Consider the following 24,199-nt stretch of genomic DNA (forward strand, 5'->3'; position numbering starts at 1 on the left):
TGTCCGAAGGGATTCGATTTGAATTTTCGCCATCAGCAAACAGAACTTCGGCTTGCGTACGCACGCTCGCCCTCGCTTGAGTCCGACTTGATCGCGGTCAATCCTGGAAGGCGCGGAGAGACGTAGTTTAACGTTCGATTGGAAGATGATGCAGCTCACGCGGAGCGCAGGCTTTTCGGAGCAGGACAATGTGCATCGCATGCGGCTCAGCCATCGGTTCGCTGTTTGCGGCGTCGAACAAGGAGGGCGGCGGACTGACCCGTCGCCGGATGGTTGCAACCACGGCTGCCGCCGCAGCATTCGCGGCCGCCGGGCCGGCTCAGGCTTTTGCCGCCTCCAGCCGCACGACCGTGTTTCGCGGCGGGCGCGTCTATACGGTGGAAGACTCGCAGCCCTGGGCGGCGGCGGTCGTCGTCAAGGGAGACAAGATCGTCTATGTCGGCGACGATGCCGGAGCGATGAAGTTTGCCAGACGCGGGGCTGAGGTCATCGACCTCGATGGCCGTATGCTGATGCCGGGCTTCGTCGAAGCGCATTGGCATCTTTGCACGCTGGCATTTGCTCGCGGCGCCTGGGTTAACGAGGAAGATCCCGAGCGCATCTACGAGATCCTGCGCGACTACGCCAAGACGCATTCCGACGAGAAGTTCATTCTCGGCTTCGGATGGATCGCGGGCGCGTTTCCGGCCTCGGGTCCGCGCAAGGAACCGCTGGACGCGATCTTCCCAGACCGGCCGGTCCTGCTCGTCAGTTGCGATCTGCACAGCTACTGGGTCAATTCCAAGCTGCTGGAGATGGCCGGCATCACGAAGGACACCCCACGCGACGTCGTACCCGGCTCCTCCTGGTACGAAAAGGATCCAAATGGCGCGCCGACCGGCTTCATTTTGGAAGTGCCCGCGCTGTTCGCGGTGCTGAAGACGCTCGAAAAGCACGGCATCGAACCGTTCGGTCTCAAGTCGACCGCCGCCGCCATCGAGGAATGGCAGCCCAAGCTGGCGGCCGCCGGCATCACCACCTTCTTCGATGCCGGCTTCAGCGCCTGGCCGACCGAGCAGCATCACGGTTTCGACATGCTGGTCGACCTCGAGAGGCGCGGCAAGCTGCTGCAACGCGTGATCGGCTGCCTCTATCACAATGATCCCAACGTCGATCCGCTGCCGATCATTCGGGCGTACCGGAAGCGCTATCGCACGCCGCTGGTCAAGGCCGAGGTGCTCAAGCTGCTCGTCGACGGCACCGAGCTGACCCGCACCGCCTATCTGCTCGATCCCTATGCCGGAAGTCCGGATTGGCGCGGCGAACCGTTGCTGCCCGCGCCCGTGTTGAACCGGATCCTGCGCCAGGCACATGCGGAGGGAATCGACACGCATCTTCACACCGTCGGCGACGCCGCAGTCCGCATGAGCCTGGATGCATACGACGCCGCGTTTGGCGAGCGTGGCCCGGGCAACCGCCGCCATACCATCTGCCACGCGTTCCTCACTGCGCCGTCGGACATTGCGCGCTTCAGAAAGCTCGGCGTGATCGCGAACACCCAAATCCAGTGGGGCGTGCCGGATACGAGCCAGCGTCGCATCCGCGAGATCTACGGCGAAGAGCGCTGGAGCCGCATGTACAGCTTCAAGACGTTCATCGACCAAGGCGTCACGGTGTCGTTCGGAATGGATGCCCTGGCGACCGGCTCCAAGGTCGTCGTCAAACCGCTCGAGGCGGTGCAGGCCGGCCATACGCGTCAGGAGCCGGGCAAGCCCGACAGCCTGGTCCATCCGCCCGCCACCGAACGCCTGAGCCTGCCGGAGCTCATTCGAGGCTACACGATCAACGGGGCCTATCAGCTGCGCATGGAGGATAAGATCGGTTCCATCAAGGTCGGGAAGCTGGCCGATCTGATCGTGCTCGAGAAGAACCTGTTCGATGTCGGGCCGCACGAGATCGGCAAGGTCAATATTCAGCTGACGATGATGAACGGCCGGATCACACATCGCGACGGACTCTGAACGGGAATGATGACGGTGCACGAGATGGCGAATGCGCGGACTGACCAGAGTCTTCCGCCGGCGGATTCGCCGATGCCGAAGCGCATTCGCTGGCTGATCCTCCTGACCGTCTCCGGCGCGCTGGCGCTCGTCGTCATCGACATGACTGTGCTCTATACGGCGCTGCCCAGCCTGACCCATGAGCTCGGAGCAACCGCCTCGGAGAAATTGTGGATCGTCATGGCCTACGGGCTCGTCGTCGCCGGCCTGCTTCCCGGCTTCGGCTCGCTCGGCGACCGCGTCGGGCACAAGAGGACATTCGTCGCCGGCCTCATCGTCTTCGGACTGGCCTCGGTCGTCGCCGCCTATTCGCCGACCGCCACGATCCTGGTTGGCGGACGCGTCCTGCTCGCGATCGGCGCCGCGCTGATGATGCCGGCGACGCTGTCGATCATTCGCATCACCTTCTCCGATGACCACGAACGGGCGCTCGCCATCGCGATCTGGGGAGCCGTTGCGTCCAGCGGGGCGGCGGTCGGCCCCTTGGTCGGCGGCGTCCTGCTGGAATATTTCTGGTGGGGCTCGGTCTTTCTGATCAACGTGCCGCTCGTCGTCCTGGCGCTGGCCGCCGGCCTGCTGCTGATTCCTGCGCCGCGAGATCGTGCTGAGCGCGACTGGGACCTCCTCGGTTCAGTGCAGGTGATGGCCGGACTGATCGGCTTCGCCTACGTCGTCGAGGAGCTCGGCAGTCGCCAGTCGTCCTATGTCGTCCTTGCCGGCACGGCCGTCGCGACAGTCATCATGTTGACGGTGTTCGTGCGCCGTCAATTGCGTCTCGAGGATCCTTTGCTCGACTTCACCCTGTTCCGAAACGTCGAGTTCACGCTCAGCGTGATCACCGCGATCGTGGCTTCACTTGCCATTGCGGGCACGGAGCTCGCGATCAGCCAGCGCCTGCAGCTCGTCCTCGGCTACTCGCCGCTGCAGGCGGCATTGTACATCCTGCCAGCCCCGCTGGGGGCATTCATCGGCGGGCCGCTCGCGAGCCTCATGCTCCGTCGCGTGGGAGCCGCCACCACGATGTCCGGCGCGCTGGCGATCGCAGGCATCGGCGCGGCCGGCTACCTGCTCTGCTACAACGCCAGCCTCGTGCTGCAATTGATCTGCATCGCAATCAACGGGCTCGGGCTCGGCGCATCCATCGCGGCCGCCTCCAACGCCGTGATGAATCACGCGCCCGAAGGCCGCGAAGGCATGGCCGCGTCGATCGAGGAAGTGTCGTTCGAGCTCGGCGGCACCATCGGCATCAGCATTTTCGGAAGCATCCTGTCCGGGGTCTATACGGCCTTCATGGTTCTGCCCGACGGCCTCGGCATTCCCGCCGCTGCGCGCGACAGCATCGACGAGGCGCTGATCGCAGCCGAGCGGCTGCCGACCGAGCTCGCTGCCATCGTCACCTCGCACGCCCATCGCGCCTTCGATCAGGCGTTCCTGACGGTCGTCACCGTGGCGATGCTCGTCCTGCTCGGAACCGCCTTCCTGGTCCGGCCCCGGGCAGAACGGACGACATCGAAAGCGGCTCGTCAGCGTGTCCATTAGACAGACGACGGCAAATCATGTGTCGTCGTCTGCGGTGGAGACCAACAGGCTCGCCAACGCAATGTCTCCGTCCGTCACGTAGTGATTGACCCGCTCGGGGAGGCTCTGACCAGCCTTGTACAGCTCCACGGTCTCGATCGATCGTGTCCTGATCAGTTCGGCCATGATGTAGTCCCGCTCGGCGTTGACATCCGGATCGGTGGCGTGCGTGACCTGAAACGTCAATCGGGTGAACGACAGGCCGGTGTCCTTCGTGCCGGCGCCGACCCACAGAGCGGATTCATCGACCGCCGGCTGATCGGCGTTGGACCAGAAATCGCCTGCATTCCAAGTTTGCTCTGCGTGTGCCAGGCCAACAGCCCAGAACCTGACGTGATGGCGCTTTCGCGGGCTGTTGCCGATGGCTTTCTGAAAGCCGATATCCTGGCCGCGCCCGAACAGATAGAGCGTGCTGAACGGAGCGGCGGGGTAAGGCGCATCGAGGACAAAGGCGCGGATCATGGCCCAGGAGCTCGTCAGGCCCAATCGGTCCGCTTCAGACCAACCGACCGCAGCAAAGCTTGCGCGAAGCTGTTGGAGCGTCCCGACCAGGGCGAGATTGACGGGGTCGCCGGGCAATCCATCCCCCGTGATCGTGTAGCTGGGCACTCGCCGCTTCTGAAGAATCCTGAGGCTCAACCGGATCACGCGTGGCAGAACGACATAGGCCGCGAACGCGTAGCTGACGCCGACTGCGGCAATCCAAGGCAGCCTGCGGTTCGCGGTCTCGAACACCACGAAGACGATCAGCCAGACCGTGAAGATCCCCAGCCCGGCGACCAGCACGCGTTGCATGAGGCGTATGAGCAGTCGCACTCGATCGGTCCGGCGAAAGAATTGAGCGGCAGTCGGTGGTTTCGGGAAGGTGTCCGATCTTCATCACAATGGCAACACACCGCACCTGAACGCATGAAACGGCCCAGCCGGCGGCGTTTCGACCAGCTCGTCCACGCTCGGTGGCTCGACATCCGCAGTCCAACGCAATCGGACTGCGCAGGGCTTAGGCCGACAGCCGCTCGGCGTTGGCCGCGACATAGCCCCGATAGAGATCGACGACTGCCGCCGGGCTCGCGCCGGCCATCAGCTTCGCCGTCGCCTCCAGGGCTGCGGCGATCTTTTCGCTGACCATCAGCTCAGCCTCCTCGCCCGCATCGGCTTCGCCGCGCGCGAACTTCTCCAGCCGGAGCCGGATGACCTCGCCGGCTTCCATGGCCAGCATCGCAGCCGTGAACCAGGGGAACTCCGCATCGGCGGTTGCCGTCATGGACGGCCGCATCTGCAAGGACATTGGCGTTTTGCTCATCGTCATCGTCCGAGAACATCAGCGGACCTGCGAGGAAATACGCTTCAACTTTTAATGATGCGGACGCACAATCATCGCCGATTTCGAGTCGGCTCGAACGAGCCGTTAACCACGGGACGCATCTCTCCGACTCCGTCATTGCGAGGAGCCCCTCGAGTCTCGCCTGCGGCGAGCCCGAGGGCAGGCTCCGCGACGACGCAATCCAGGGGCACGCACAGCCTGGATTGCTTCGCTTCGCTCGCAACGACGCGGAGAGAGATCTCGTCCGAGCGCGGAGACGATCTTCTTGGGCTTCCTCTTCGTGCTCGCGGTCGGCCTCGTGGCCGGCACCTTGTCCGGTATCGTCGGCACCGGCTCGTCGATCATGCTGATGCCGGTGCTGACCTATGAATACGGGCCGAAGGAGGCCGTGCCGATCATGGCGGTCGCCGCCGTGATGGCGAACCTGTCGCGCATCCTGGCGTGGTGGCGCGAGGTCGACTGGCGCGCCTGCGCGGCCTATTCGGTCACCGGGATTCCGGCCGCCGCACTCGGCGCGCGCACCTTGCTGATCCTGCCGTCGCACGCCGTCGACATCACCATCGGGCTGTTCCTGATGGCGATGGTGCCGGTGCGGCACTGGCTGGCGCGGCACGATCTCAAGGCCAACCTCTGGCATCTCGCGACCGGCGGTGCCGTGATCGGATATCTGACCGGCATCGTGGTCTCGACCGGGCCGCTGAGCGTGCCGCTGTTCCTGTTCTACGGGCTGTCGAAAGGCGCCTTCCTCGCCACGGAGGCCGCGAGTTCGCTTGGGCTCTACGTGTCCAAATCCATCACCTTCCAGCGCTTCGGCGCGCTCACGCCGGACATCCTGCTGAAAGGTTTGATCGCCGGCGGCTCGCTGATGGCCGGCGCCTTCGTCGCCAAGCGCTTCGTGCTGCACATGAAGCCGGACGTGTTCCGCGTGGTGATGGATGGCATCATGCTGGCCGCCGGCCTAAGTATGTTATGGAACGCTACCCACTCCTGACCGCACCGATTCTCACCTCATGGCCAAGACCACACTCTCCTTCGTCTGCCAGAACTGCGGCGCGGCCTATTCGCGCTGGCAGGGCAAATGCGAGGCCTGCGGCGAGTGGAACACGCTGGCGGAGGAAGACACGACGGGGGCAACCTCGGCGCCGGTGTCGCTGCGCTCCAAGCGCAAGGGCCGCACCTTCCAGCTGGAATCGCTGACCGGCAAGACCATCGACGCGCCGCGGCTGTCGTCGGGCATGACCGAGCTCGACCGCGTCACCGGCGGCGGCTTCGTGCGCGGCTCGGTGCTGCTGGTCGGCGGCGATCCCGGCATCGGCAAATCGACGCTTCTGACCCAGGCGACCTCGATGCTGGCGCGCGCGGGCCATCGCGCGGTCTACATTTCCGGCGAGGAAGCTGTCGCCCAGGTGCGGCTGCGCGCCGAGCGCCTCGGGCTTGCGGATGCGCCGGTACAACTGGCGGCTGAGACCTCGGTCGAGGACATCATCGCGACCCTGTCCGAGGGCGGCGTGCCGCGGCTGATCGTGATCGATTCGATCCAGACGATGTGGACCGACACCGTGGAATCGGCCCCGGGCACGGTGACCCAGGTGCGCGCCTCGGCGCAGAAGCTGATCAGGTTCGCCAAGAAATCCGGCGCGGCCATCATCCTGGTCGGCCACGTCACCAAGGACGGCCAGATCGCCGGCCCCCGGGTCGTCGAGCACATGGTGGATGCGGTCCTGTCGTTCGAGGGCGAGGGCTCGCAGCAGTTCCGCATCCTGCGTTCGGTCAAGAATCGCTTCGGCCCGACGGACGAGATCGGCGTGTTCGAAATGACCGGATTGGGTCTGCGCGAGGTCACCAACCCGTCCGAGCTGTTCCTGTCGGAGCGCGATCTCGGCAGCCCCGGCACGGCGGTCTTTGCCGGCATCGAGGGCACCCGCCCCGTGCTGGTCGAAATCCAGGCCCTGGTGGCGCCGACCTCGCTCGGCACGCCGCGCCGCGCCGTGGTCGGCTGGGATCCGAGCCGGCTGTCGATGGTGCTGGCCGTGCTGGAGGCGCATTGCGGCGTCAAGCTGTCGGGCCACGACGTCTATCTCAACGTCGCCGGCGGCCTGCGCATCAACGAGCCGGCGGCGGATCTCGCCGCGGCCGCAGCTCTGGTCTCGTCACTGGTCAACGCGCCGCTGCCGCCCGATGCGGTCTATTTCGGCGAGATTTCGCTGTCGGGCGCGGTCCGACCGGTGGCGCAGACCTCGGCACGGCTGAAGGAGGCCGCCAAGCTCGGCTTTTTGCGCGTGGTGCTGCCGGAGCGCGCCCGCGGCGAGGCCGGCGGCGACGCCGGGCTCAGCCTCAATACCGTCGGCGGGTTGACCAGCCTGGTGGCCGACATCGCCGCGCGCGGCACGCCTCGTGCCCGCCATGAGACGACCCGGCAGGGCGACGATGACGGCGACCACGGCCGCCGCGGACCGCGCCCTGCCGAAAAAAATGCCACACCAGCGAGATTCCGCCGCCAGGACGGCTAGCCGGACCGTGACGTTCGCGTGACTCGCCGCTATACAACGCCGCAACCGGTCGCCCACACGGGATCGTGCAGCGTCCGGACTTGCCGGGGAACCTCGCTGTCCTCCACCTGGAGGGGCGGTCCTCCGTCGATTCGAAGCGAACCTTGGACCTGTGAAGCGGACCTGAGCAGCCGATGCCGATAACGATCCTCGATCTCATCCTGCTCGGCGTGATGCTGGTGTCGGGGCTGCTCGCGATGGTCCGCGGCTTCATGCGCGAGGTGCTGTCGATCGCGGCCTGGGGCGCGGCCGCCCTGGTCACGCTTTATTCATTCTCCAAGCTGCTGCCGACCGCGAAGACCTATTTCAACAACGATACCGTCGCCAGCGTCGTCGTCGTCGCCGGTACTTTCGTGGGCACCCTGCTCATCGTCTCGGTGATCACGGTCAAGATCTCCGACATGATCCTCGATTCGCGCATCGGCGCGCTGGATCGCACCCTCGGATTCCTGTTCGGACTGGGCCGCGGCCTGCTGATCGTCGTGGTCGCGTTCCTGTTCTTCAGCTGGCTGGTGCCGGACAAGCAGCGCCCGGACTGGGTCACCGGCGCCAAATCCCGCGTCGTCCTGCAGGGAACCGGGGATTGGCTGATGTCGCTCTTGCCTGATGATCCCGAGAACACCATTTTAAAGAAGTTCAAGAAGAACAAGCCGGACGACGACCAGACTGACACCGAGTCGCCCGGAGCGGGCGGCGATGGGTACAGCAAGCCTGCCCGCGACAGCTTGAAGAAGCTGATCGAGAAACCCGCGGCCAAGTGAGCTCAGCCCAGAAGAGAGGCGCGATGGACCTGCACCACGATTCTTCCGGCGAAGCCCAAGCGGATACTCACGCGGATCTGGACTTCGGACCTCAAGCCTACCTCAGAGACCCAGACCTGGACGGAGACACGCTGCGCGAGGAGTGCGGCGTGTTCGGCATTTATGGGCATAGCGATGCCGCCGCGATCACTGCGCTGGGCCTGCATGCGCTCCAGCATCGCGGCCAGGAAGCCGCCGGCATCGTCTCCTATGACGGCGCGCGCTTCCACAGCGAGCGCCGCCTGGGCCTGGTCGGCGACACCTTCTCCCGCCGCGAGGTGATCGAGCGCCTGCCCGGCAACGCCGCGGTCGGCCATGTCCGCTATGCCACCACCGGCGCCACGATCCTGCGCAACGTGCAGCCGCTGTTCGCCGAGCTCAATGCCGGCGGCTTCGCGGTCGGCCACAACGGCAACCTCACCAACGGGCTCACGCTCCGCCGCGAGCTGGTGCGCGCCGGCGCCATCATGCAGTCGACCAGCGACACCGAGGTGATCCTGCATCTGGTGGCGCATTCCCGCCGCACCAATTTCATCGACCGCTTCATCGAGGCGCTGCGCGCGCTCGAAGGCGCCTACTCGCTGGTCTGCATGACCAACAAGAAGCTGATCGGCGCCCGCGATCCCCTGGGCATCCGTCCGTTGGTCTATGGCGAGCTCGAAGGCTGCCCGATCCTGGCCTCGGAGACCTGTGCGCTCGACATGATCGGCGCGCGCTACATTCGCGACATCGAACCCGGCGAGGTCGTGATCTTCGACGAGACCGGCGCGCACAGCCACAAGCCGTTCCCGCCGAAGCCGGCACGTCCCTGCGTGTTCGAATACATCTACTTCGCCCGTCCCGATTCCGTCGTCGGCGGCCGCTCGGTCTACGAGGTGCGCAAGGCGTTCGGCGCCCAGCTCGCGCGCGAGAGCCATCCCGAGGTCGACGTCGTCGTGCCGGTGCCGGATTCCGGCGTGCCGGCGGCGATCGGCTACAGCCAGCATTCCGGCGTGCCGTTCGAGCTCGGCATCATCCGCAATCACTATGTCGGCCGCACCTTCATCCAGCCGACCCAGGCGATCCGCGAATCCGGCGTGCGCATGAAGCACTCGGCCAACCGCGCCGCGATCGAAGGCAAACGCATCATCCTGATCGACGACTCGCTCGTGCGCGGCACCACCTCGCGCAAGATCGTGCGCATGATGCGCGACGCCGGCGCCACCGAGGTGCATTTCCGCCTGGCCTCGCCGCCGATCCTCTACCCCGACTATTACGGCATCGACCTGCCGGATCGCGGCGGCCTGCTCGCGGCGACGCATTCGCTCGAGGAGATGCGCCAGCTGATCGGCGCGGACTCGCTCGCCTTCCTGTCGATCGACGGCATGTATCGCGCGATGGGTGAGCCCGCCCGCGACCCGGCAGCGCCGAAATATGCCGACCACTGCTTCACCGGCAGCTATCCGACCCATCTCACCGACCAGTCACTCGTCGAGCCGCCCCAGCAGCAGCTCTCGCTGCTGGCGGAAGCGAGCTGAGGCTCTTTCCACACGCCGTCGTTCCGGGGCGATGCGCGGTTGCCCGTCGTCTCTGCGAATGCCAGGACCATAGCCACCAGCGATCGTTGGGCGGCTAGGACTAGCCACGACGGTCCAACTCCCTCATAACCGCCGAGGAGTACGGGTCCCGGCTCCGGGCGCGCAATCGTGCGCCTGGCCCGGACGACGTCTGAGAGAATAGCGGCCATGACCACCCTTCCCCTCGCCAACCGGATTGCCCTCGTCACCGGCGCCTCGCGCGGCATCGGCCATGCGACCGCCCGCGCGCTGGCGCGCGCCGGCGCGCATGTTGTCGCGGTCGCCCGCACCCAGGGCGGGCTGGAGGAGCTCGACGACGAGATCCGGAAAGAGACCGGCAACGGCGCCACCCTGGTGCCGCTCAGCATGACCGACAGCGACGGCATCGCCCGTCTTGGCGCCGCGCTGCATGAGCGCCATGGCAAGCTCGACATCCTCGTCGGCAATGCCGCCGTGCCCGGCCCGTCCTCGCCGCTCGGCCATATCGACCTGAAGCCGTGGAACGACGTCGTCGCCGTCAACCTCTCAGCCAACTTCCAGCTGATCCGCTGCATGGAGCCGCTGCTGAAGGCCTCCGACGCCGGCCGCGCCGTGTTCCTCACCTCAGGCGCCGCCCACAAGGCCCAGGCCTATCTCGGCCCCTACGCCGTCACCAAGGCCGCGCTGGAGACGCTGGCGCGGGTGTGGGCGCACGAGACCGAGCGCACGCCGCTGCGCGTCAACCTGTTCAGCCCGGGCCCGATCCGCACCCGCATGCGCGCCACGGTCTTCCCCGGCGAAGACCCGATGACGCTCGAGACGCCCGAGCAGGTCGCCGACTTCATCGTGCCGATGTGCCTGCCGTCCTGGACCGAGACCGGCAAACTGTACGAGTACAAGACCCGCACGCTGAAGAGCTTTCAGCCGCCGGCGTGAGATCGTTGCTCCCCTCACCGTACGGCGAACGCCGGACCGATAGCCACCGGCGGTCGTGGTGGGCGACGATGACGACGCAGACCGTCTTTCCCAACACGCATCACGCGGTATCCGTCCCGGCGTTCGCCGGGACGACAGCGGCGGACGTGGTCGGCACCACGCCTCTCACGCACGACGCGTCAACCCGTTCGTGCCCCGACCACTTGTGAGCCGATCTGCGTCGGCAGCTATTTCGGAGCAGGACTCGCCGCCGCAGGCTTTGCGGCAGCGGGCTTCGCGGGGACGGGCTTCGCCGCGGCCGGCACCTGACGATCGCGCACCGCCGTCAGCTCCTTGCGCAGCTTTTCCTGCTGCTCCACCGACAGCACCGGACGCTGCTCGTCATGCGGCACGTCGTTCACCGGGAGATAGTTGTACGTGTTGCCGTACTGCGCCGTGTCGGACGATGGCGTCGTGCCCGAGGTCGCGCAGCCGCCGAGCAGCACGGACGTCAACAGCGCCGCGCTCCCGAGCACTGAACGCCAGGGCATGGGCCGCGTCAATCGTAAGCAGGTCCGGCGGAAGCTCATCGCGCGGCCGCTGCCATGGTGCGCGTGGTCCCCTGCGCCGTGATGCCATGCTCGTTGGATTGCAGCCCGGGCAGGCTCTTCACCCAGGGATAGCCCCGACGGCCCATGTCGTAACCGCGATCGAACAGCGCGGTCATGTAGGTGCGATCGAACGGGCCGTCGGCCTTGGCCTGGAAATCGGCCGGCACGCTGGCCAAGTTGAAGTCGATGCCGTTGAATTTCGCCACCGAGTAGATGCGGTAGATGTCACCGATGCCCTGGTTCTTGATCAGGGTCGACAGCGAGCGCTGGGTCACCGAGAGCACGTCGGCGCCGACGCTGTCCCATTGCGGATCGATGCGGGCATTGCGGATGACGTAGAGATGCGCGCCGCTCACGCTCCGGCGCGGGCCGCGGCCGGAGACGAGACGCAGCACCGACGGGCCGATGAAGACCTGCCGGGTGACGCCGCCATCGACATGCAGCTCGTCGTAATCCTTGTCGCCGATCCGCACCTTGATGCGAACCGGGGCGAAAGCGCCCGGCACGGTCGCGGACGCCAGCAGCACCTGGCGGAACAGCGCGATCGCCTCGGGCGTGTCGGCGGCAGCGATGCGGCCCATGTCCCACAGCACCGGCCGCTGCGCGTCGAGATTGGTGGTGCCGACCAGCAGCACCCTGCCCTTGCTGCTCTCGCGCGCGACATCGCGCAGGAACTCGCGATCGACATATTTCTCGATCAGCCGCGACAGCGGCGTGTTGTCGGCCAGCGCCGAGCCCTGCAGCAGGCCGGGAATGTTGACCGTGAAGATGTCCTTACGCTCGTAGGCGGTGAAGATCTCGCGCAGCTTGTCATCGTGCTCGCGCCCCAGGAAGACGAACGGCGCGATCAGCGCGCCGGAACTGACGCCCGTCACCATGTCGAACGACGGCCGGTTGCCGGACTCGCCCCAGCCGGCCAGCAGCCCGGCGCCGAATGCACCGTTCTCGGCGCCACCGGAGATCGCGAGGAAATTCAGCGGACGCGAGATCGGGATTTCGGCCGAGGCGCGCGACATCGCGGCCTCGGCAAAGCGCGGCGCCGGCTCGTCACCCCAGTAGCGCACGTTGCGGAAGCCGACCGGGTCGGCGCTGACGGCAGCCGCTTCCGGCAGCGCGTTGCGCGGCATGACGGCTGCGCACGCCGCCAGCAGCAGCGACGCGGCGCATGCGAGCAGGATACGCGGAACCATCGCGCGGAAGGAGGCGGCAGACTTCATCGCGACGCTTGCTGCTCCACGCTTGCGATCTCCGGCGCCGGCGGCGGCACGCCGGGCTTGACCTCGTCGGCCCCCTTGTCGGTCCAGCCCGGCGGCAGGCCCAGACCGGCACCGACGAAGCCCTTCAGGCCGGGGAAGCGTCCGTACTGCTCACATGCGGCATATTTGGGAGCGCCGCCGAGCTTGGCGGGCACGCTCGACACCGAAGGCAGCGAGGCCAGCGACGGGACGCCGGAGAACGGCGACTCGCCGGTCGATACCAGCCTGGCGAAATCGGCGCCGAACTCCGAAGCGAGGTCGTAGGCGTCGCCGTCATTGGCCATGCGGGCGGTCGACACCGAGGAGGCGCCGCGCGCCCACACCATCGCGGCCTTCTGGAAGCCGGCGAAATCGCGCGCCTCGGCCTCGACGGACAGCGTGCCGAGCCCGACCGGCAACCGTGGCACCGGCACCGGGACGCCCGGCAGCGCGACGCTCTTGGCGATCGACGCCGCCTGCGAGGCGGCCGAGGCGGTCGCGTTGGTCGCCGTGGCGTGAGTGACGGTCGCCTTGATCGTCAGATCCGCCTCCTCGCCGAGCGCAACGATGCGGAAGCGCTCGCTGAGCCGCAGGCACATTTCCCGGCTGATGGCGTTGGCGACCAGCTTGCGCTCGTTCTCGTCGAAGGCGATGTCGGGACGCGGTGGAAACGCGGTCGGCTCGATCCGGATCGTCCTGGCCTCGAGCAGCTCCTTCTTGTTCGCCTTGATCTGCGCGCGCGTCACCAGGCCATTGGCGTCGGCGAGACGATCGTAATTCTTGAGCGAGCCGGCCCGCTCCAGCGGAGCGGTGGCGCAGCCGGCCGTTGCCAGCGCCAGGGAAATCAGGGCCGTCGACTTCAGCGGGGCGAGGCGCATCTTACCGGCGAGACCCATTGATAGATAGCTCACTCTAATTAAGTCTCACAAGCCGAAACGCTTGTCCAACTAAACTAGATCAAATTCTCTAGATTAGAGCGGCGCGAAATATTATTTTATATTACAAGCAGTTGGCGGAAACGGCGAATGTGGCGAGAGTTGGCCCGACAGGACGTGTGATGAGAGGCGCGTGATGAGAAAGGTCGATCCGGTCAAGCACGAGCAGAAGCGCCGGGAGATTCTCCAGGCGGCGTTGTCGTGCTTCGTCCGGAACGGTTTTCACGGCGCCAGCACCACCGACATCTGCGCCGCCGCCAAGATCAGCCCAGGCCACCTCTACCACTACTTCCCCAGCAAGGAGGCGATGATCCAGGCGCTGGTCGACCAGAACCTGAGCCACGCCGCAGCGCGCCTCCAGGCGATCCTGGCCTCACCCGACGTGATCGACGCCCTGGTGCAGGAGCTCGAGAGCACCAGCATTCATCAGCCGCAGGCCCAGGTCCTCAGCGCCGAGGCGTTGGCCGAGGCCTGCCGCAATGCCGATTTTGCCGCCATCGTCCACGCCCATGCGCGCGCGATGCGGGCGCTGCTGGTCGATTTTCTCATCAAGGCGCAGCTGCGCGGCGACGTCGATCCCCGCCTTGATCCCGAATCGACCGCCAATATTCTGTTCGCGATCGTCGACGGCGCACGCGCGCTGCCGATCCGGAATCCGAACGTCGACATCAAGAAGAGCACCGCACATCTGCGCATCATGCTGACGCGCTTCCTGCGGCCGCCCGCAGCCCCCTCGCCGGTCGGCGACAAGACCAGAAAGGCCCGCGGCTCGACGCCCATCGTCGAGCCCTCATGAGCTACCGCGCCGTGCTCAGCCGAGCATGACCTGATCATGGAAGGCGTCGGTCACGGGCCTCGTGATGAGCAACGGTATTCTTGCAGGGCCTGTACGCCCAGCGTTAACGCTCAAGCGAAACGCACAAACCTTGGGCGCGCCTCGCGCCTTTTGGCACATTGCCGCAACTCACAAGACCGGCTATCCAGGGAGACAGACGGCAAGGGGCGCCCAAGAAGCCTCGCCGTGACACGACACCAGGGAGGACTTTGATGACGACGTCTCAGGCGCGGCGGATGGCCGCGCTGCTTGCCGCCACCACGCTCAGCTTTGCCGGCTCCGCCTTCGCCGACGACAAGGTCGTCAAGATCGGCGTGCTCAACGACATGTCCAGCCTCTATGCCGACATCGGCGGACCGAACTCGGTCGCAGCCGTCAACATGGCGGTCGAAGATTCCGGCATGAAGGCCAAGGGCTGGACCATCGAGGTCATCAGCGGCGACCACCAGAACAAGCCCGACATCGGCGTCAATATCGGCCGGCAGTGGATCGACACCCAGAAGGTCGACGTGATCATGGACACGCCGAATTCCGGCGTTGCTCTGGCCATCTCCAATCTGGTCAAGGAGAAGAACTCGGTCCTGATCAATTCCGGCGGCGCGAGCGCCGACCTCACCGGCAAGGCCTGCAACGCCAACACCATCTCCTACACCTACGACACCTACATGCTGGCGAACGGCACCGGCAAGGCGCTGACCAAGGCCGGCGGCGACAGCTGGTTCTTCCTCACCGCCGACTACGCGTTCGGCCATGCGCTGGAGCGCGACACCTCGGCGGTCGTCACCGCCAATGGCGGCAAGGTGCTCGGCTCCGTCAAGCACCCGCTCAACACCGCCGACTTCTCCTCCTTCCTGCTGCAGGCGCAGTCGTCCAAGGCCAAGGTCATCGGCCTTGCCAATGCCGGCGGCGACACCACCAACGCGATCAAGCAGGCCGCCGAATTCGGTATCGTCCAGGGTGGCCAGAAGCTCGCCGCGCTGCTGCTGTTCGTCAACGACGTGCATGCGCTGGGCCTGAAGGTGGCGCAGGGCCTGACCTTCACCGAGTCGTTCTACTGGGATCTCAACGACAAGACCCGCGAATGGTCCAAGCGTTTCCAGAAGGTGTCGCCAAAGGGCACGATGCCGTCGATGACGGTCGCCGGCGTCTATGCCGGCACGCTGCATTACCTCAAGGCGCTGGACGCGATGGGCGGCAATCCGCATGACGGCGCCAAGGTCGTGGCCAAGATGAAGGAGATCCCGACCGACGATCCGCTGTTCGGCAAGGGCCCGCTGCGCGCCGACGGACGCCGCCTGATCCCGGCCTATCTGTTCGAGGTCAAGAAGCCGGAAGAGTCCAAATATCCGTGGGACTACTACAAGCTGATCGCGACGATCCCGGCCGAGGACGCCGCCAAGCCGCTCGAGGCCAGCGAGTGCCCGCTGGTGAAGAAGTAATCGTCCCGCATCGGTCCGGGCTGGCGCGCCAGCATCAGTCCGGACTCACGCCCATTTCCGATGCGCCGTCGCGCGCATCGGGATGATGTCAGGAGGCGGCCTTCGCTTTCGCGAGCGTCCGCAGCGCGATCACGATCGCGACGATCATCAGCCCCGAGGCCAGCAGGAACGGCGCGCCGGGCAGATGCACGGGCGCGGTGGCCCCGATGAAATAGGCGAAGCTCAGCGTGAACAGGAACGGCCCCGTGAGCTGGGCCACGCTCTGCACGCTCGATGTCGCGCCCTGGAGCTGGCCCTGCTTGTCCGGCGCCACCAGCCGGGTCATCAGCGCCTGCAGCGCCGCGCCCGAGACGCCCCACAGCGCCATCACGGGAATGCCCAGCCAGCTCAGCGGTCCGGTCGGCGCCACGCCGAAAATGAAGAAGCCGACCAGCCCCGCGGATAGCCCCAGCATCAGCGCGCCGCGCTCGCCGAACACGCGCACGATCAGCCCGACCGCGCCGCCCTGCACGATCATCGCGCAGACGCCGACCATCGCCAATGTGAGGCCGACGGTGCGCGTGTCCCAGCCGTAGCGATAGGTCGCGTACAGTACGAAGGTCGACGGCAGCACGACATGGGCGAGCTGGGTGATGAAGTTCACGGTCGACAGTCCGGCCAGGATGCGGTCCGATGCCAGCAGCCGCAGCGCCCCGAGCGGATTGGCCGTTCGCCACCGGAATGGACTGCGCCGCTCCGGCCTCAGCGACTCCGGCAGCACCAGGAAGCCGTAGAGCGCGTTGGCGAAGCTGAGCCCCGCGGCCGCCCAGAACGGCAGCCGCGGATCGATGTCGCCCAACAGCCCGCCGGTGGCAGGCCCGAGCACGAAGCCCGCGCCGAACGCCGCGCCGATGCGGCCGAAGATCGCGGCGCGGCGGTCCGGCGGCGTCAGGTCGGCGATATAGGCGAAGGCGGTCGAGATGCTCGCCGAGGTGACGCCGGAGATCAGCCGGCCGACGAACAGCCAGGCGAGCGAGGGCGCCAGCGCCATCAGCACATAGTCGGCGGCGAGGCCAAAGTTCGACAGCAGGATCACCGGCCGCCGGCCGAAGCGGTCGGACAGGCTGCCGAGCACCGGCGAAAACACGAACTGCATCAGCGCCCACGCGGTGCCGAACAGCCCGAAGATGCGTGCCGCCTGCGCGGTGTCGTTGCCGACGAAGCTCTCGATCAGCTTCGGCAGGATCGGCATGATCAGCCCGAGCGCGAGCATGTCGAGCAGGATGGTGACGAAGATGAAGGCGACTGCGCCGCGGCGCGGGGCCGGCGCATTTTCGGTCGCGACGCTCGGCGGGCTTGCTTCCATGGCCGGACCGCTTCCGCTCCCGCGACTGATCAGTTCGGCCGCTTGCGCTTGTGCGCGAACGGGTTGGCCTTCTCGCGCAGGGTGATGCGCACCGGCGTGCCCGGCAGCTCGAAGGTCTCGCGCATCGAGTTGATGAGATACCGCAAGTAGGATTGCGGGATCGCGTCGGCGCGCGAGCAGAACAGCACGAAGCTCGGCGGCCGCGCCTTGGTCTGGGTGATGTAGTTCAGCTTGAGCCGGCGGCCCGACACCGCCGGCGGCGGATTGTCGGCGATCGCCCCCTCGAACCAGCGGTTCAGCGCCGCGGTCGGCACGCGCCGGTTCCAGACCGCGTAGGCCTCGACGATCGCCTGCATCAGCCGGTCGATGCCCTCGCCCATCAGGCCCGACACCGCCACGATCGGCGCGCCCGCGACCTGCGGCAGCCAATGGTCGGCGTCGCGGCGCAGCATCGAGATCTGGCCGGGCTTGGCCTCCATCAGGTCCCATTTGTTGACCGCGATGACGAGCGCGCGACCCTCGCGCTCGATCAGGTCGGCGATGCGCAGATCCTGCTCCTCGAAGCGGTTCTGCGCATCCATCATCAGCACGACCACCTCGGCGAAGCGCACCGCCCGCAGCGCGTCCGCCACCGACAGCTTCTCGAGCTTCTCCTCGATGCGCGAGCGCCGGCGCAGGCCTGCGGTGTCGTAGATGCGGAAGCCGCGGCCCTTCCATTCAATCTCGACCGCGATCGAATCGCGCGTCGTCCCGGCCTCGGGGCTGGTCAGCAGCCGCTCCTCGCCGAGCAGATGATTGATCAGCGTCGACTTGCCGGCATTGGGACGGCCGACGATCGCGACGCGGATCGGACGTGCGGCACGCTCCTCGTCGGTCTCCTCGCGCTCGTCGTCCTCGTTGTCCGTGGGCGGCACGAGCTTGCTAACGGCGTCGTAGAGCTCGCCCATGCCCTCGCCGTGCTCGGCCGAGATCTGGATGGGATCGCCGAGACCGAGCGCATACGACTCCATGGCGCCGAGCTCGCCATGCTTGCCCTCGCTCTTGTTGGCGAGCAGCAGCACCGGCTTGTCGGCGCGGCGGGCGAAATCGGCGAAGGCGCGGTCGGCGGGCGTCAGGCCGATGCGGGCATCGATGACGAAGAACAGCGCATCGGCGAGCGCGATCGCGGTCTCGGTCTGCTCCTGCATGCGCGCGGTCAGCGAGCCCTTCGGGCCCTCGTCGAGGCCGGCCGTGTCGATGATCGTGAAATGGAGATCGCCGAGCTTCGCTTCGCCCTCGCGGCGGTCGCGCGTGACCCCCGGCATGTCGTCGACGAGCGCCAGCTTCTGCCCGACCAGACGGTTGAACAGGGTCGACTTGCCGACATTGGGCCGGCCGATGATGGCGATGGTGAAAGGCATGATGATCCGTGCGCGTGAGCGCGCAGCTTTAGCGCATTCGGCCGCAAAACCGAACGGGCGATCAGTCGATTCGCGACTGAGATTAACGGCTGAAGGAGCCGCTCGGCATCGGCGCCGGGAAGCCGCCGCCCGAGCTCTGGGCGGCCGGCGGCTGCGCCGGGGCCGTGTCATCCGCCGGCGGTGCGGTGGTGCGGCGGCGCACGATCTTCTTCGGCTTCGGCGCCGGCGGAACGCCGGCGGCGCCCTGCTCGACCGCAGCGGCCTCGCCGTCCTGCGGATCGGCCGTGGTCGGGTTGCTCACGGCGGCCTGCTGCCGGCCCTTGGCGCCCTTCTTGCCCTTGGGCTCCTCGGCCGGGGGCGCCGGCATCGCCTCCTGGGCGCCTGGATCGGTCATCGGCTGCTGCTGCGCGCCCTTGTAGAGCTCCTTCGGCACGCCCTGCTCGAGACCCGGCACGCCCTCCGGGAACACCGGCTTGCGGTCGCCCGGCAGCTTCTTCTTGGTGTCGAGGAAGTCGAGCATGTCCGAGGGGTCGAAGCTTCCCCCGCTCGCGCAGCCGCCCAGCACGCCGGAAAGCGCAATGAGGACCGTGAGGGCAATGGCACGTTGGGCGCGGCGCATGATCGTCGTTCCAATCAACTCGGTTTCGCCGTCGCGCGATCCGCGATCAGCTCTTGGCGACTGCAGGCAACAGCGCCTGCAGCGCTTCGGCGCGCGAGCGCAGGCCCGGCGGGGTCTCACCATCCAGCGCAATCATGTCGAGCCATTGACGGGTCGCGGCGGCATCGTTGGCCTTCCACGCCGACAGCGCCAGCAATTCGCGGGCCGCGTGGCGGAACGGCGCACCAGGCGCCGTTTCGCCTTCGAGGCGCTGCTTGAGGTCCGCGTAAGGCGCCGTATCGGCCAGCAGGCCTGCCGCGCGCAGCCGCGCCATCGACTGCTGCTCGGCCCCGATGCTGCGGTCGGCAGCAAGCTCGTCATAGAGCTTCACGGCCGCCGCCTTGTCGCGCATGGCGGCCTCTGCGGCCTGATGGAAGCGGGCCAACGTGCGGTATCCCGATGGGGCCGTGGCCGCGACATCCGCAAAGGCCTTTTCCGCCTCGGCATGCTTGTTCTGCTCGGAGAGCTCGAGGGCCTTGTTGAAGGCCGAGCCCGCCTCGGCCGCCTTCTGGCCTTCCAGGTATTGGTAGCCGCGCCAGCCGCCAACGCCGGCGATGATCAGCACGGCCAGGGCGATGATCAAGATCGAGTAGCGGTCCCACAGCTTCTTGAGCTGTTCCCGGCGGACCTCCTCGTCTACTTCATCAATAAAATCAGACACCTAAGGACATCCAGTCAGGTTCGCTGCGAACGCGCGCGCATGGCTTCGAAGGGCCGCGCGAGCGGCCCGTTGCCCACGCGCCGGCGCCGATACCGCATCGGCATGGCGGTGGCAAGGCGAGTCCAGCCGAATCAAGGCGTTACTCCCCGGTTCTGCCACAGGGTCCGAACGCGGCTATCACGCCGTCAAGGCTTCGCGCAACTGCCGTTTCATCACCTTGCCGTTGGCGTTGCGCGGCAGGGGGTCCGCGGTCACGGTCAGGGTTTCCGGAACCTTGTAATCCGAGACCCGCTCGGCACACCAGCTGCGCAGCGCCTCGGCGCTGATCGGCTCGCGGGTCACGACCACCGCGTGCACGCGCTCGCCGAGCACGGGACATGGCCGGGCGACGATCGCGCTCTCGACCACCGCCGGATGGCTCGCCAACACCGATTCGACCTCGGCCGAGTAGATCTTCAGCCCGCCACGGTTGATCATGTCCTTCTGCCGGTCGAACACCCGGACGAAATTGTCGGCGTCGACGGAGCCGAGATCGCCGGAATGCCAATAGCCGGCGGTGAAGCTCTCGGCCGTGGCCTTGGGATTGTTCCAGTAGCCCCTGATGACCTGGCCGCCGCCGATCCAGATCTCCCCGATCTCGCCGCGCGGCAGCTCCCGCCCCTCCCCGTCCATGACCAGGATGCTGGCCCCTGGACACGGCAGCCCGACGCTGTCGATATGGCGCGCGGTCAGATCCGAGGGCATCAACGTTGCCGGCGAGGTGGTCTCGGTCGAGCCATAGGCATTGACCAGCCGCAGACCCGGGATCTTGGCGGCCAGCCGCTCGATGGTCGCGACCGGCATCGGCGCGCCGCCGAAGCCGCCGATCCGCCACGACGAGAGATCGTGGCTGTCGAAGTCGCGCTGCAGCAGGCAGAGATTGTACATCGCCGGGACCATGACCGTGTAGGTCACGCGCTCGCGCGCGGCGAGCTTCAGATACTCGCCGGCCTTGAACTCCGGCATGATGATCAAGGTGCCGGCGCAGCGCGCCATGCTGGTGATGTTGGCGACGACGCCGGTGACATGGCCGAGCGGCACCGCGGCGATCGAGCGGTCGGCTGGCGTCAGCCCCAGGCAGGCCTCGTAGATCATCGAGGAGTGGATGATGTTGCAATGGGCGAGCATCGCGCCTTTCGGCCGACCGGTGGTGCCGGAGGTGTAGAGGATCATCGCGGTGTCCTCTTCCGCCACCTCGACCCGAGCCTCGTGCGCGGCATGATCGGCCAGCGCTGCAAAATCCGATCGCGCCGGACGATCATCGACGGCAATGCGCCCCGCCAGCTCCGGCGTCTCTGCAGCAGCCGGCAACCGGTCCGCCAGTGCCGCCTCGTGCAGCAGCAGCTTGGCGCCGCAATCCTTCAGCACATAGGCGATTTCCGGGGTCTGCTGCCGCGTCGACAGCAGCACCGTGATCAGCCCGAGCTTGGCGGCAGCGAACAGCGTGAGCACGAACTCGATGCGGTTGCCGAGCAGCAGCGCCAGCCGATCGCCCTGGCGCAGGCCCCTCGCCTGCAGCCCGCCGGCGATCCGCGCGGCGGCCTCGGCGACCTCGCGCCATGACAGCCGCACGGCCCCGCAGACCAGCGCCTCGCCGTCGCCGTTGCGCGCCGCGGCCTCCTCGACCATGGCCCAGATGTTCGCCGGCCGCTCCGTGAACAGCGGCACCACGCGATCGCCAAAACGGGCTTCGCGCCGCATCGGCGGCGTCACATAGGTCGACCAGTCCATGGCATTTCCCCGAGCTTGGCTTTTTTGTCGTTGTTTGCCGCGATGCGGACCAGCCAAGCATAACCATCGGGCGATGCGCTTGGCTATCTCCGGCAGCGCCGGAGATAGCGCAGTGCCGCCGCGCGCATCACGGCTGCAACGCGACGACCAAGCGAGAGGCGCCCGTCAGGTCTTGGACTTCATGCCGTAGACATGTTCCGCCGCCGGAAACACACGGCTACGCACGTCGGCCGCGTAGCGCTCGACCGCCTCGTCGATCGCCGGACCGAGATTGCCGTAGCGGCGGACGAATTTCGGCGCGCGTGGCGACAGGCCGAGCATGTCCTCCAGCACCAGCACCTGGCCGTCGCAGGCGGCGCTGGCGCCGATGCCGATGGTGGGGATCGCGATCTGCTGCGTGATCTTGCGCGCCAGCGGCTCGGCCACGGCCTCGATCACCACTGAGAACGCACCGGCCTGTGCGATCGCCGCAGCGTCGTTCTCGATCGCGGCCCAATCCGCCTCGTCGCGGCCCTGCGCCCGGAACGAGCCGAGCGTGTTGATCGATTGCGGCGTCAGGCCGACATGGCCCATCACCGGGATGCCGCGCTCGCTGAGGAAGGCGACCGTCTCGGCCATCCGCGCCCCACCCTCGAGCTTGACCGCGCCGCATTGCGTCTCCTTGAGGATCCGCACCGCCGCATGAAACGCCTGCTCCTTCGACGCCTCGTAGCAGCCGAACGGCATGTCGACCACCACCAGCGCCTGGCGCGAACCACGCATCACGGCGCGGCCCTGCAGGATCATCATCTCCAGGGTCACCGGCACGGTGGTCTCGAAACCGTGCATCACGTTTCCAAGGGAATCGCCGACCAGGATCACATCGCAATGGCGATCGACCAGCGCCGCGGTATGGGCGTGGTAGGACGTCAGCATCACGATCGGCTCGCCGCCCTTGCGGGCGCGGATCTCGGGAGCCGTCTTTCGGCGGACCGCCGACTGCACCGACATCGCTACCCCCCAATGACCGGAATGCCGAGCACGACGGGATGGAACGCGAAGGCCAGCGCCAGATAGACGACGATGCCGACCACCACCGCGATCACGTCGTTGCCGACGCCGCCGACCGGGATCGGTGGGCCGCCGGCGTCAGCGCGCCGCTTCAGCGAAATGCGGTCGAACACCGCCCAGGCCAGGATCGAGCCGAACAGGATGATGCCGCCGAGGTCGCCATTGGCGAGCAGATGCCCGAACGCCCACAGCTTCACGCCCGCCAGCATGGGGTGCTTCAGCACGGTGTAGATGCGGCCGCGGATGTAGGCGGCGACCACCATGATGACGGCCGGCAGCATCAGCGCGAGATTGATGTGCTTGAGCGCCTTCGGCGGCGTCCAGACCTGGATCCAGCCGCCGCTGCGGTAATCGGCAAAGCCCCACACGATCAGGACGAGGCCGGCAAGGGCCACGACCGTGTAGACCAGCTTGTACGTGCCCTCGCCCAGCCGCGCGATGACCTGCGCGCGCGCCTCGCGCCGGGTCGTGAACACATGGGCGCCGAGAAACAGCACCAGCCCCACCACCATCACCAGAAGTCCCACGGCATCCCCCTTCGCTTGCACGCGACCTGTGCGTGGGCACCGGTATCATTTCCGGGGGCGGCCTCGCAACGTGGCCTGCATTTTCGAGGTGAGGCGCCAAGCGCCTCAGCCGTCATTCCGGGGCGGCTCGCAGAGCCGAACCCGGAATCTCGAGATTGGCTTGCGTTCTTGCAGGCAATCGCGAAATTCCGGGTTCGACGCTAACGCGTCGCCTTGGAATGACGATGGGCGCGAGACACGGGGCGGTCGAGAGGTCGTGCCCAGCGGGCGAAGCCATCACCGCTCCGACGTGTTCTTCAGATCACGATTCTCGACATAGCGGATCGCGATCGGCCGGCCGGCGAGCGCGCCGCCCAGCCCTTTTGTGAACTTCAGCGGCAGGCAGCCGTCGAGCGAGGCATTGATCGTCTTCAGATAGGTCGCACGCGTGTCGGCCGGGGCGCCTGATGTTGCGAAGGTCACGCGCGGCGGCGCGATCATCTCGCCGGTCCGCTTGAAGCTGAAGCGCACCGTCATCTGCATCCCGGCGCGGGCGTTGTCCTCCGGCGGCGGCGTCCAGCATGCACGTAGCGCTGCGAACAGATCGCCGATCGTGTCGAGATCGTGATCCGGCTTCTGATATTTGGCTTCCTGGTCCTTGGCGGGCCGGCTCTCGATGGTCAGTTGCAGGTTCTGGCCATAGGGATAGTTCATCTCGGGAATGCACGGCCACGGCCCGTAGACGCTGCAGAACGACGGCGTGCACGGTCCCTCGTCGAGCACGCTGCACGGTGTGTGCGCGAACGGCACCGGATTGATCTGCTGGCGGCGCGCGTCGGCGGTGGCCGGAGCGGCCACCATCAACAGGACGAGCACGACGACACGGAGCATGGGACTCTCGGGCTGGAATGGACTCCAAGCTGGATCCGATCGCAGAATTCGCAAGCTCAATCCCGTTCACGTCTGCGCGTTCCCGCGTCGCGAACGGCCCTCGACCGTGCCTGCGGAACTCGG

Annotated in this window: 22 protein-coding genes; 9 read left to right on the plus strand and 13 right to left on the minus strand. The window is 66.9% G+C overall.

The features are described from left to right. Positions 1-188: 188 nt before the first annotated feature. The gene (locus tag QX128_RS03295) at positions 189-2,000 is read left to right on the plus strand and encodes an amidohydrolase (protein ID WP_316236651.1); all 1,812 of its coding nucleotides are present in this window, start codon (positions 189-191) and stop codon (positions 1,998-2,000) included. A 72-nt stretch (positions 2,001-2,072) separates the two neighbouring features. Beyond that, the gene (locus QX128_RS03300; protein ID WP_316180953.1) at positions 2,073-3,578 is read left to right on the plus strand and encodes an MFS transporter; all 1,506 of its coding nucleotides are present in this window, start codon (positions 2,073-2,075) and stop codon (positions 3,576-3,578) included. A 15-nt stretch (positions 3,579-3,593) separates the two neighbouring features. Here the strand turns inward: QX128_RS03300 and QX128_RS03305 are convergent, their stop codons facing one another. Next, the gene (locus QX128_RS03305) at positions 3,594-4,412 is read right to left on the minus strand and encodes an LssY C-terminal domain-containing protein (protein WP_316180955.1); all 819 of its coding nucleotides are present in this window, start codon (positions 4,410-4,412) and stop codon (positions 3,594-3,596) included. Positions 4,413-4,617: 205 nt separating this feature from the next. After that, complete coding sequence (locus tag QX128_RS03310; RefSeq protein ID WP_316180957.1) at positions 4,618-4,920, minus strand: hypothetical protein; 303 nt, start codon at positions 4,918-4,920, stop codon at positions 4,618-4,620. Between the two features lie 286 nt (positions 4,921-5,206). Between QX128_RS03310 and QX128_RS03315 the strand changes: the two genes are divergently transcribed. The 5 genes from QX128_RS03315 to QX128_RS03335 all read left to right on the plus strand — a co-directional run bounded on the left by QX128_RS03315 (position 5,207) and on the right by QX128_RS03335 (position 10,761). Next, on the plus strand, positions 5,207-5,932 hold the full coding sequence (locus QX128_RS03315; protein ID WP_316180958.1) for a sulfite exporter TauE/SafE family protein: 726 nt from the start codon (positions 5,207-5,209) through the stop codon (positions 5,930-5,932). Positions 5,933-5,951: 19 nt separating this feature from the next. Then, the gene (gene radA / locus QX128_RS03320) at positions 5,952-7,451 is read left to right on the plus strand and encodes a DNA repair protein RadA (RefSeq protein WP_316180959.1); all 1,500 of its coding nucleotides are present in this window, start codon (positions 5,952-5,954) and stop codon (positions 7,449-7,451) included. Positions 7,452-7,624: 173 nt separating this feature from the next. Continuing rightward, positions 7,625-8,251, plus strand: coding sequence for a CvpA family protein (locus QX128_RS03325; RefSeq protein ID WP_315712460.1), 627 nt, complete (start codon positions 7,625-7,627; stop codon positions 8,249-8,251). Positions 8,252-8,274: 23 nt separating this feature from the next. Beyond that, the gene (purF, locus tag QX128_RS03330) at positions 8,275-9,807 is read left to right on the plus strand and encodes an amidophosphoribosyltransferase (RefSeq protein ID WP_316180960.1); all 1,533 of its coding nucleotides are present in this window, start codon (positions 8,275-8,277) and stop codon (positions 9,805-9,807) included. Between the two features lie 207 nt (positions 9,808-10,014). After that, positions 10,015-10,761 (plus strand): SDR family NAD(P)-dependent oxidoreductase, encoded by a 747-nt coding sequence (locus QX128_RS03335; RefSeq protein ID WP_316180961.1) that lies wholly within the window; start codon positions 10,015-10,017, stop codon positions 10,759-10,761. A gap of 227 nt (positions 10,762-10,988) precedes the next feature. Here the strand turns inward: QX128_RS03335 and QX128_RS03340 are convergent, their stop codons facing one another. The 3 genes from QX128_RS03340 to QX128_RS03350 are packed head-to-tail and all read right to left on the minus strand — an operon-like array spanning position 10,989 to position 13,497. After that, positions 10,989-11,291, minus strand: a complete 303-nt coding sequence (locus QX128_RS03340) for a hypothetical protein (RefSeq protein ID WP_316180963.1) — start codon at positions 11,289-11,291, stop codon at positions 10,989-10,991. A 35-nt stretch (positions 11,292-11,326) separates the two neighbouring features. After that, positions 11,327-12,568, minus strand: coding sequence for a patatin-like phospholipase family protein (locus QX128_RS03345; RefSeq protein ID WP_316236652.1), 1,242 nt, complete (start codon positions 12,566-12,568; stop codon positions 11,327-11,329). Further along, a complete protein-coding gene (locus QX128_RS03350; RefSeq protein ID WP_315800330.1) occupies positions 12,565-13,497 on the minus strand; it encodes a DUF3313 family protein in 933 nt (310 codons plus the stop codon). Before QX128_RS03350 ends, QX128_RS03345 begins: the two co-directional genes overlap by 4 nt. A 160-nt stretch (positions 13,498-13,657) precedes the next feature. Between QX128_RS03350 and QX128_RS03355 the strand changes: the two genes are divergently transcribed. Then, positions 13,658-14,317, plus strand: coding sequence for a TetR/AcrR family transcriptional regulator (locus QX128_RS03355; RefSeq protein ID WP_316236653.1), 660 nt, complete (start codon positions 13,658-13,660; stop codon positions 14,315-14,317). Between the two features lie 251 nt (positions 14,318-14,568). After that, positions 14,569-15,795 carry an ABC transporter substrate-binding protein gene (locus tag QX128_RS03360; protein WP_315800332.1) on the plus strand — a complete coding sequence of 409 codons (1,227 nt, stop codon included), beginning with the start codon at positions 14,569-14,571 and terminating at the stop codon, positions 15,793-15,795. 88 nt (positions 15,796-15,883) lie between these two features. Here the strand turns inward: QX128_RS03360 and QX128_RS03365 are convergent, their stop codons facing one another. The 8 genes from QX128_RS03365 to QX128_RS03400 form a co-directional block, all read right to left on the minus strand. Further along, a complete protein-coding gene (locus QX128_RS03365) occupies positions 15,884-17,140 on the minus strand; it encodes a TCR/Tet family MFS transporter (protein WP_315800333.1) in 1,257 nt (418 codons plus the stop codon). 29 nt (positions 17,141-17,169) lie between these two features. Continuing rightward, entirely contained in the window at positions 17,170-18,540 is a 1,371-nt protein-coding gene (gene der, locus QX128_RS03370; RefSeq protein ID WP_316236654.1) for a ribosome biogenesis GTPase Der, read from the minus strand. A gap of 82 nt (positions 18,541-18,622) precedes the next feature. Continuing rightward, entirely contained in the window at positions 18,623-19,159 is a 537-nt protein-coding gene (locus QX128_RS03375; RefSeq protein WP_315800335.1) for a hypothetical protein, read from the minus strand. A 46-nt stretch (positions 19,160-19,205) separates the two neighbouring features. Further along, positions 19,206-19,859: a tetratricopeptide repeat protein gene (locus tag QX128_RS03380; RefSeq protein ID WP_316180972.1), complete on the minus strand. Its 654-nt coding sequence runs from the start codon at positions 19,857-19,859 to the stop codon at positions 19,206-19,208. A gap of 177 nt (positions 19,860-20,036) precedes the next feature. Beyond that, complete coding sequence (locus tag QX128_RS03385; RefSeq protein ID WP_316180974.1) at positions 20,037-21,629, minus strand: class I adenylate-forming enzyme family protein; 1,593 nt, start codon at positions 21,627-21,629, stop codon at positions 20,037-20,039. Positions 21,630-21,794: 165 nt separating this feature from the next. Then, a complete protein-coding gene (gene panB, locus QX128_RS03390) occupies positions 21,795-22,619 on the minus strand; it encodes a 3-methyl-2-oxobutanoate hydroxymethyltransferase (protein WP_316236655.1) in 825 nt (274 codons plus the stop codon). Positions 22,620-22,621: 2 nt separating this feature from the next. Beyond that, positions 22,622-23,206, minus strand: a complete 585-nt coding sequence (locus QX128_RS03395; RefSeq protein WP_315800339.1) for an NnrU family protein — start codon at positions 23,204-23,206, stop codon at positions 22,622-22,624. A 276-nt stretch (positions 23,207-23,482) separates the two neighbouring features. Continuing rightward, positions 23,483-24,076: a hypothetical protein gene (locus QX128_RS03400; RefSeq protein ID WP_315800340.1), complete on the minus strand. Its 594-nt coding sequence runs from the start codon at positions 24,074-24,076 to the stop codon at positions 23,483-23,485. Positions 24,077-24,199 lie beyond the last annotated feature (123 nt).

The sequence above is a fragment of the Bradyrhizobium sp. SZCCHNR1015 genome (genome assembly GCF_032489875.1).
Lineage (GTDB): Bacteria > Pseudomonadota > Alphaproteobacteria > Rhizobiales > Xanthobacteraceae > Bradyrhizobium.

Coding starts and splice junctions, on each gene's coding strand:
- panB (WP_316236655.1), bottom strand. CDS start 22,619: ATGTCGGTGCAGTCGGCGGTCCGCCGAAAGACGGCTCCCGAGATCCGC.
- QX128_RS03385 (WP_316180974.1), bottom strand. CDS start 21,629: ATGGACTGGTCGACCTATGTGACGCCGCCGATGCGGCGCGAAGCCCGT.
- QX128_RS03300 (WP_316180953.1), top strand. CDS start 2,073: ATGCCGAAGCGCATTCGCTGGCTGATCCTCCTGACCGTCTCCGGCGCG.
- QX128_RS03365 (WP_315800333.1), bottom strand. CDS start 17,140: ATGGAAGCAAGCCCGCCGAGCGTCGCGACCGAAAATGCGCCGGCCCCG.
- QX128_RS03345 (WP_316236652.1), bottom strand. CDS start 12,568: ATGAAGTCTGCCGCCTCCTTCCGCGCGATGGTTCCGCGTATCCTGCTC.
- purF (WP_316180960.1), top strand. CDS start 8,275: ATGGACCTGCACCACGATTCTTCCGGCGAAGCCCAAGCGGATACTCAC.
- QX128_RS03375 (WP_315800335.1), bottom strand. CDS start 19,159: ATGCGCCGCGCCCAACGTGCCATTGCCCTCACGGTCCTCATTGCGCTT.
- radA (WP_316180959.1), top strand. CDS start 5,952: ATGGCCAAGACCACACTCTCCTTCGTCTGCCAGAACTGCGGCGCGGCC.
- QX128_RS03310 (WP_316180957.1), bottom strand. CDS start 4,920: ATGAGCAAAACGCCAATGTCCTTGCAGATGCGGCCGTCCATGACGGCA.
- QX128_RS03360 (WP_315800332.1), top strand. CDS start 14,569: ATGACGACGTCTCAGGCGCGGCGGATGGCCGCGCTGCTTGCCGCCACC.
- QX128_RS03340 (WP_316180963.1), bottom strand. CDS start 11,291: ATGCCCTGGCGTTCAGTGCTCGGGAGCGCGGCGCTGTTGACGTCCGTG.
- QX128_RS03400 (WP_315800340.1), bottom strand. CDS start 24,076: ATGCTCCGTGTCGTCGTGCTCGTCCTGTTGATGGTGGCCGCTCCGGCC.
- der (WP_316236654.1), bottom strand. CDS start 18,540: ATGCCTTTCACCATCGCCATCATCGGCCGGCCCAATGTCGGCAAGTCG.
- QX128_RS03335 (WP_316180961.1), top strand. CDS start 10,015: ATGACCACCCTTCCCCTCGCCAACCGGATTGCCCTCGTCACCGGCGCC.
- QX128_RS03325 (WP_315712460.1), top strand. CDS start 7,625: ATGCCGATAACGATCCTCGATCTCATCCTGCTCGGCGTGATGCTGGTG.
- QX128_RS03355 (WP_316236653.1), top strand. CDS start 13,658: ATGAGAAAGGTCGATCCGGTCAAGCACGAGCAGAAGCGCCGGGAGATT.
- QX128_RS03305 (WP_316180955.1), bottom strand. CDS start 4,412: ATGCAACGCGTGCTGGTCGCCGGGCTGGGGATCTTCACGGTCTGGCTG.
- QX128_RS03295 (WP_316236651.1), top strand. CDS start 189: ATGTGCATCGCATGCGGCTCAGCCATCGGTTCGCTGTTTGCGGCGTCG.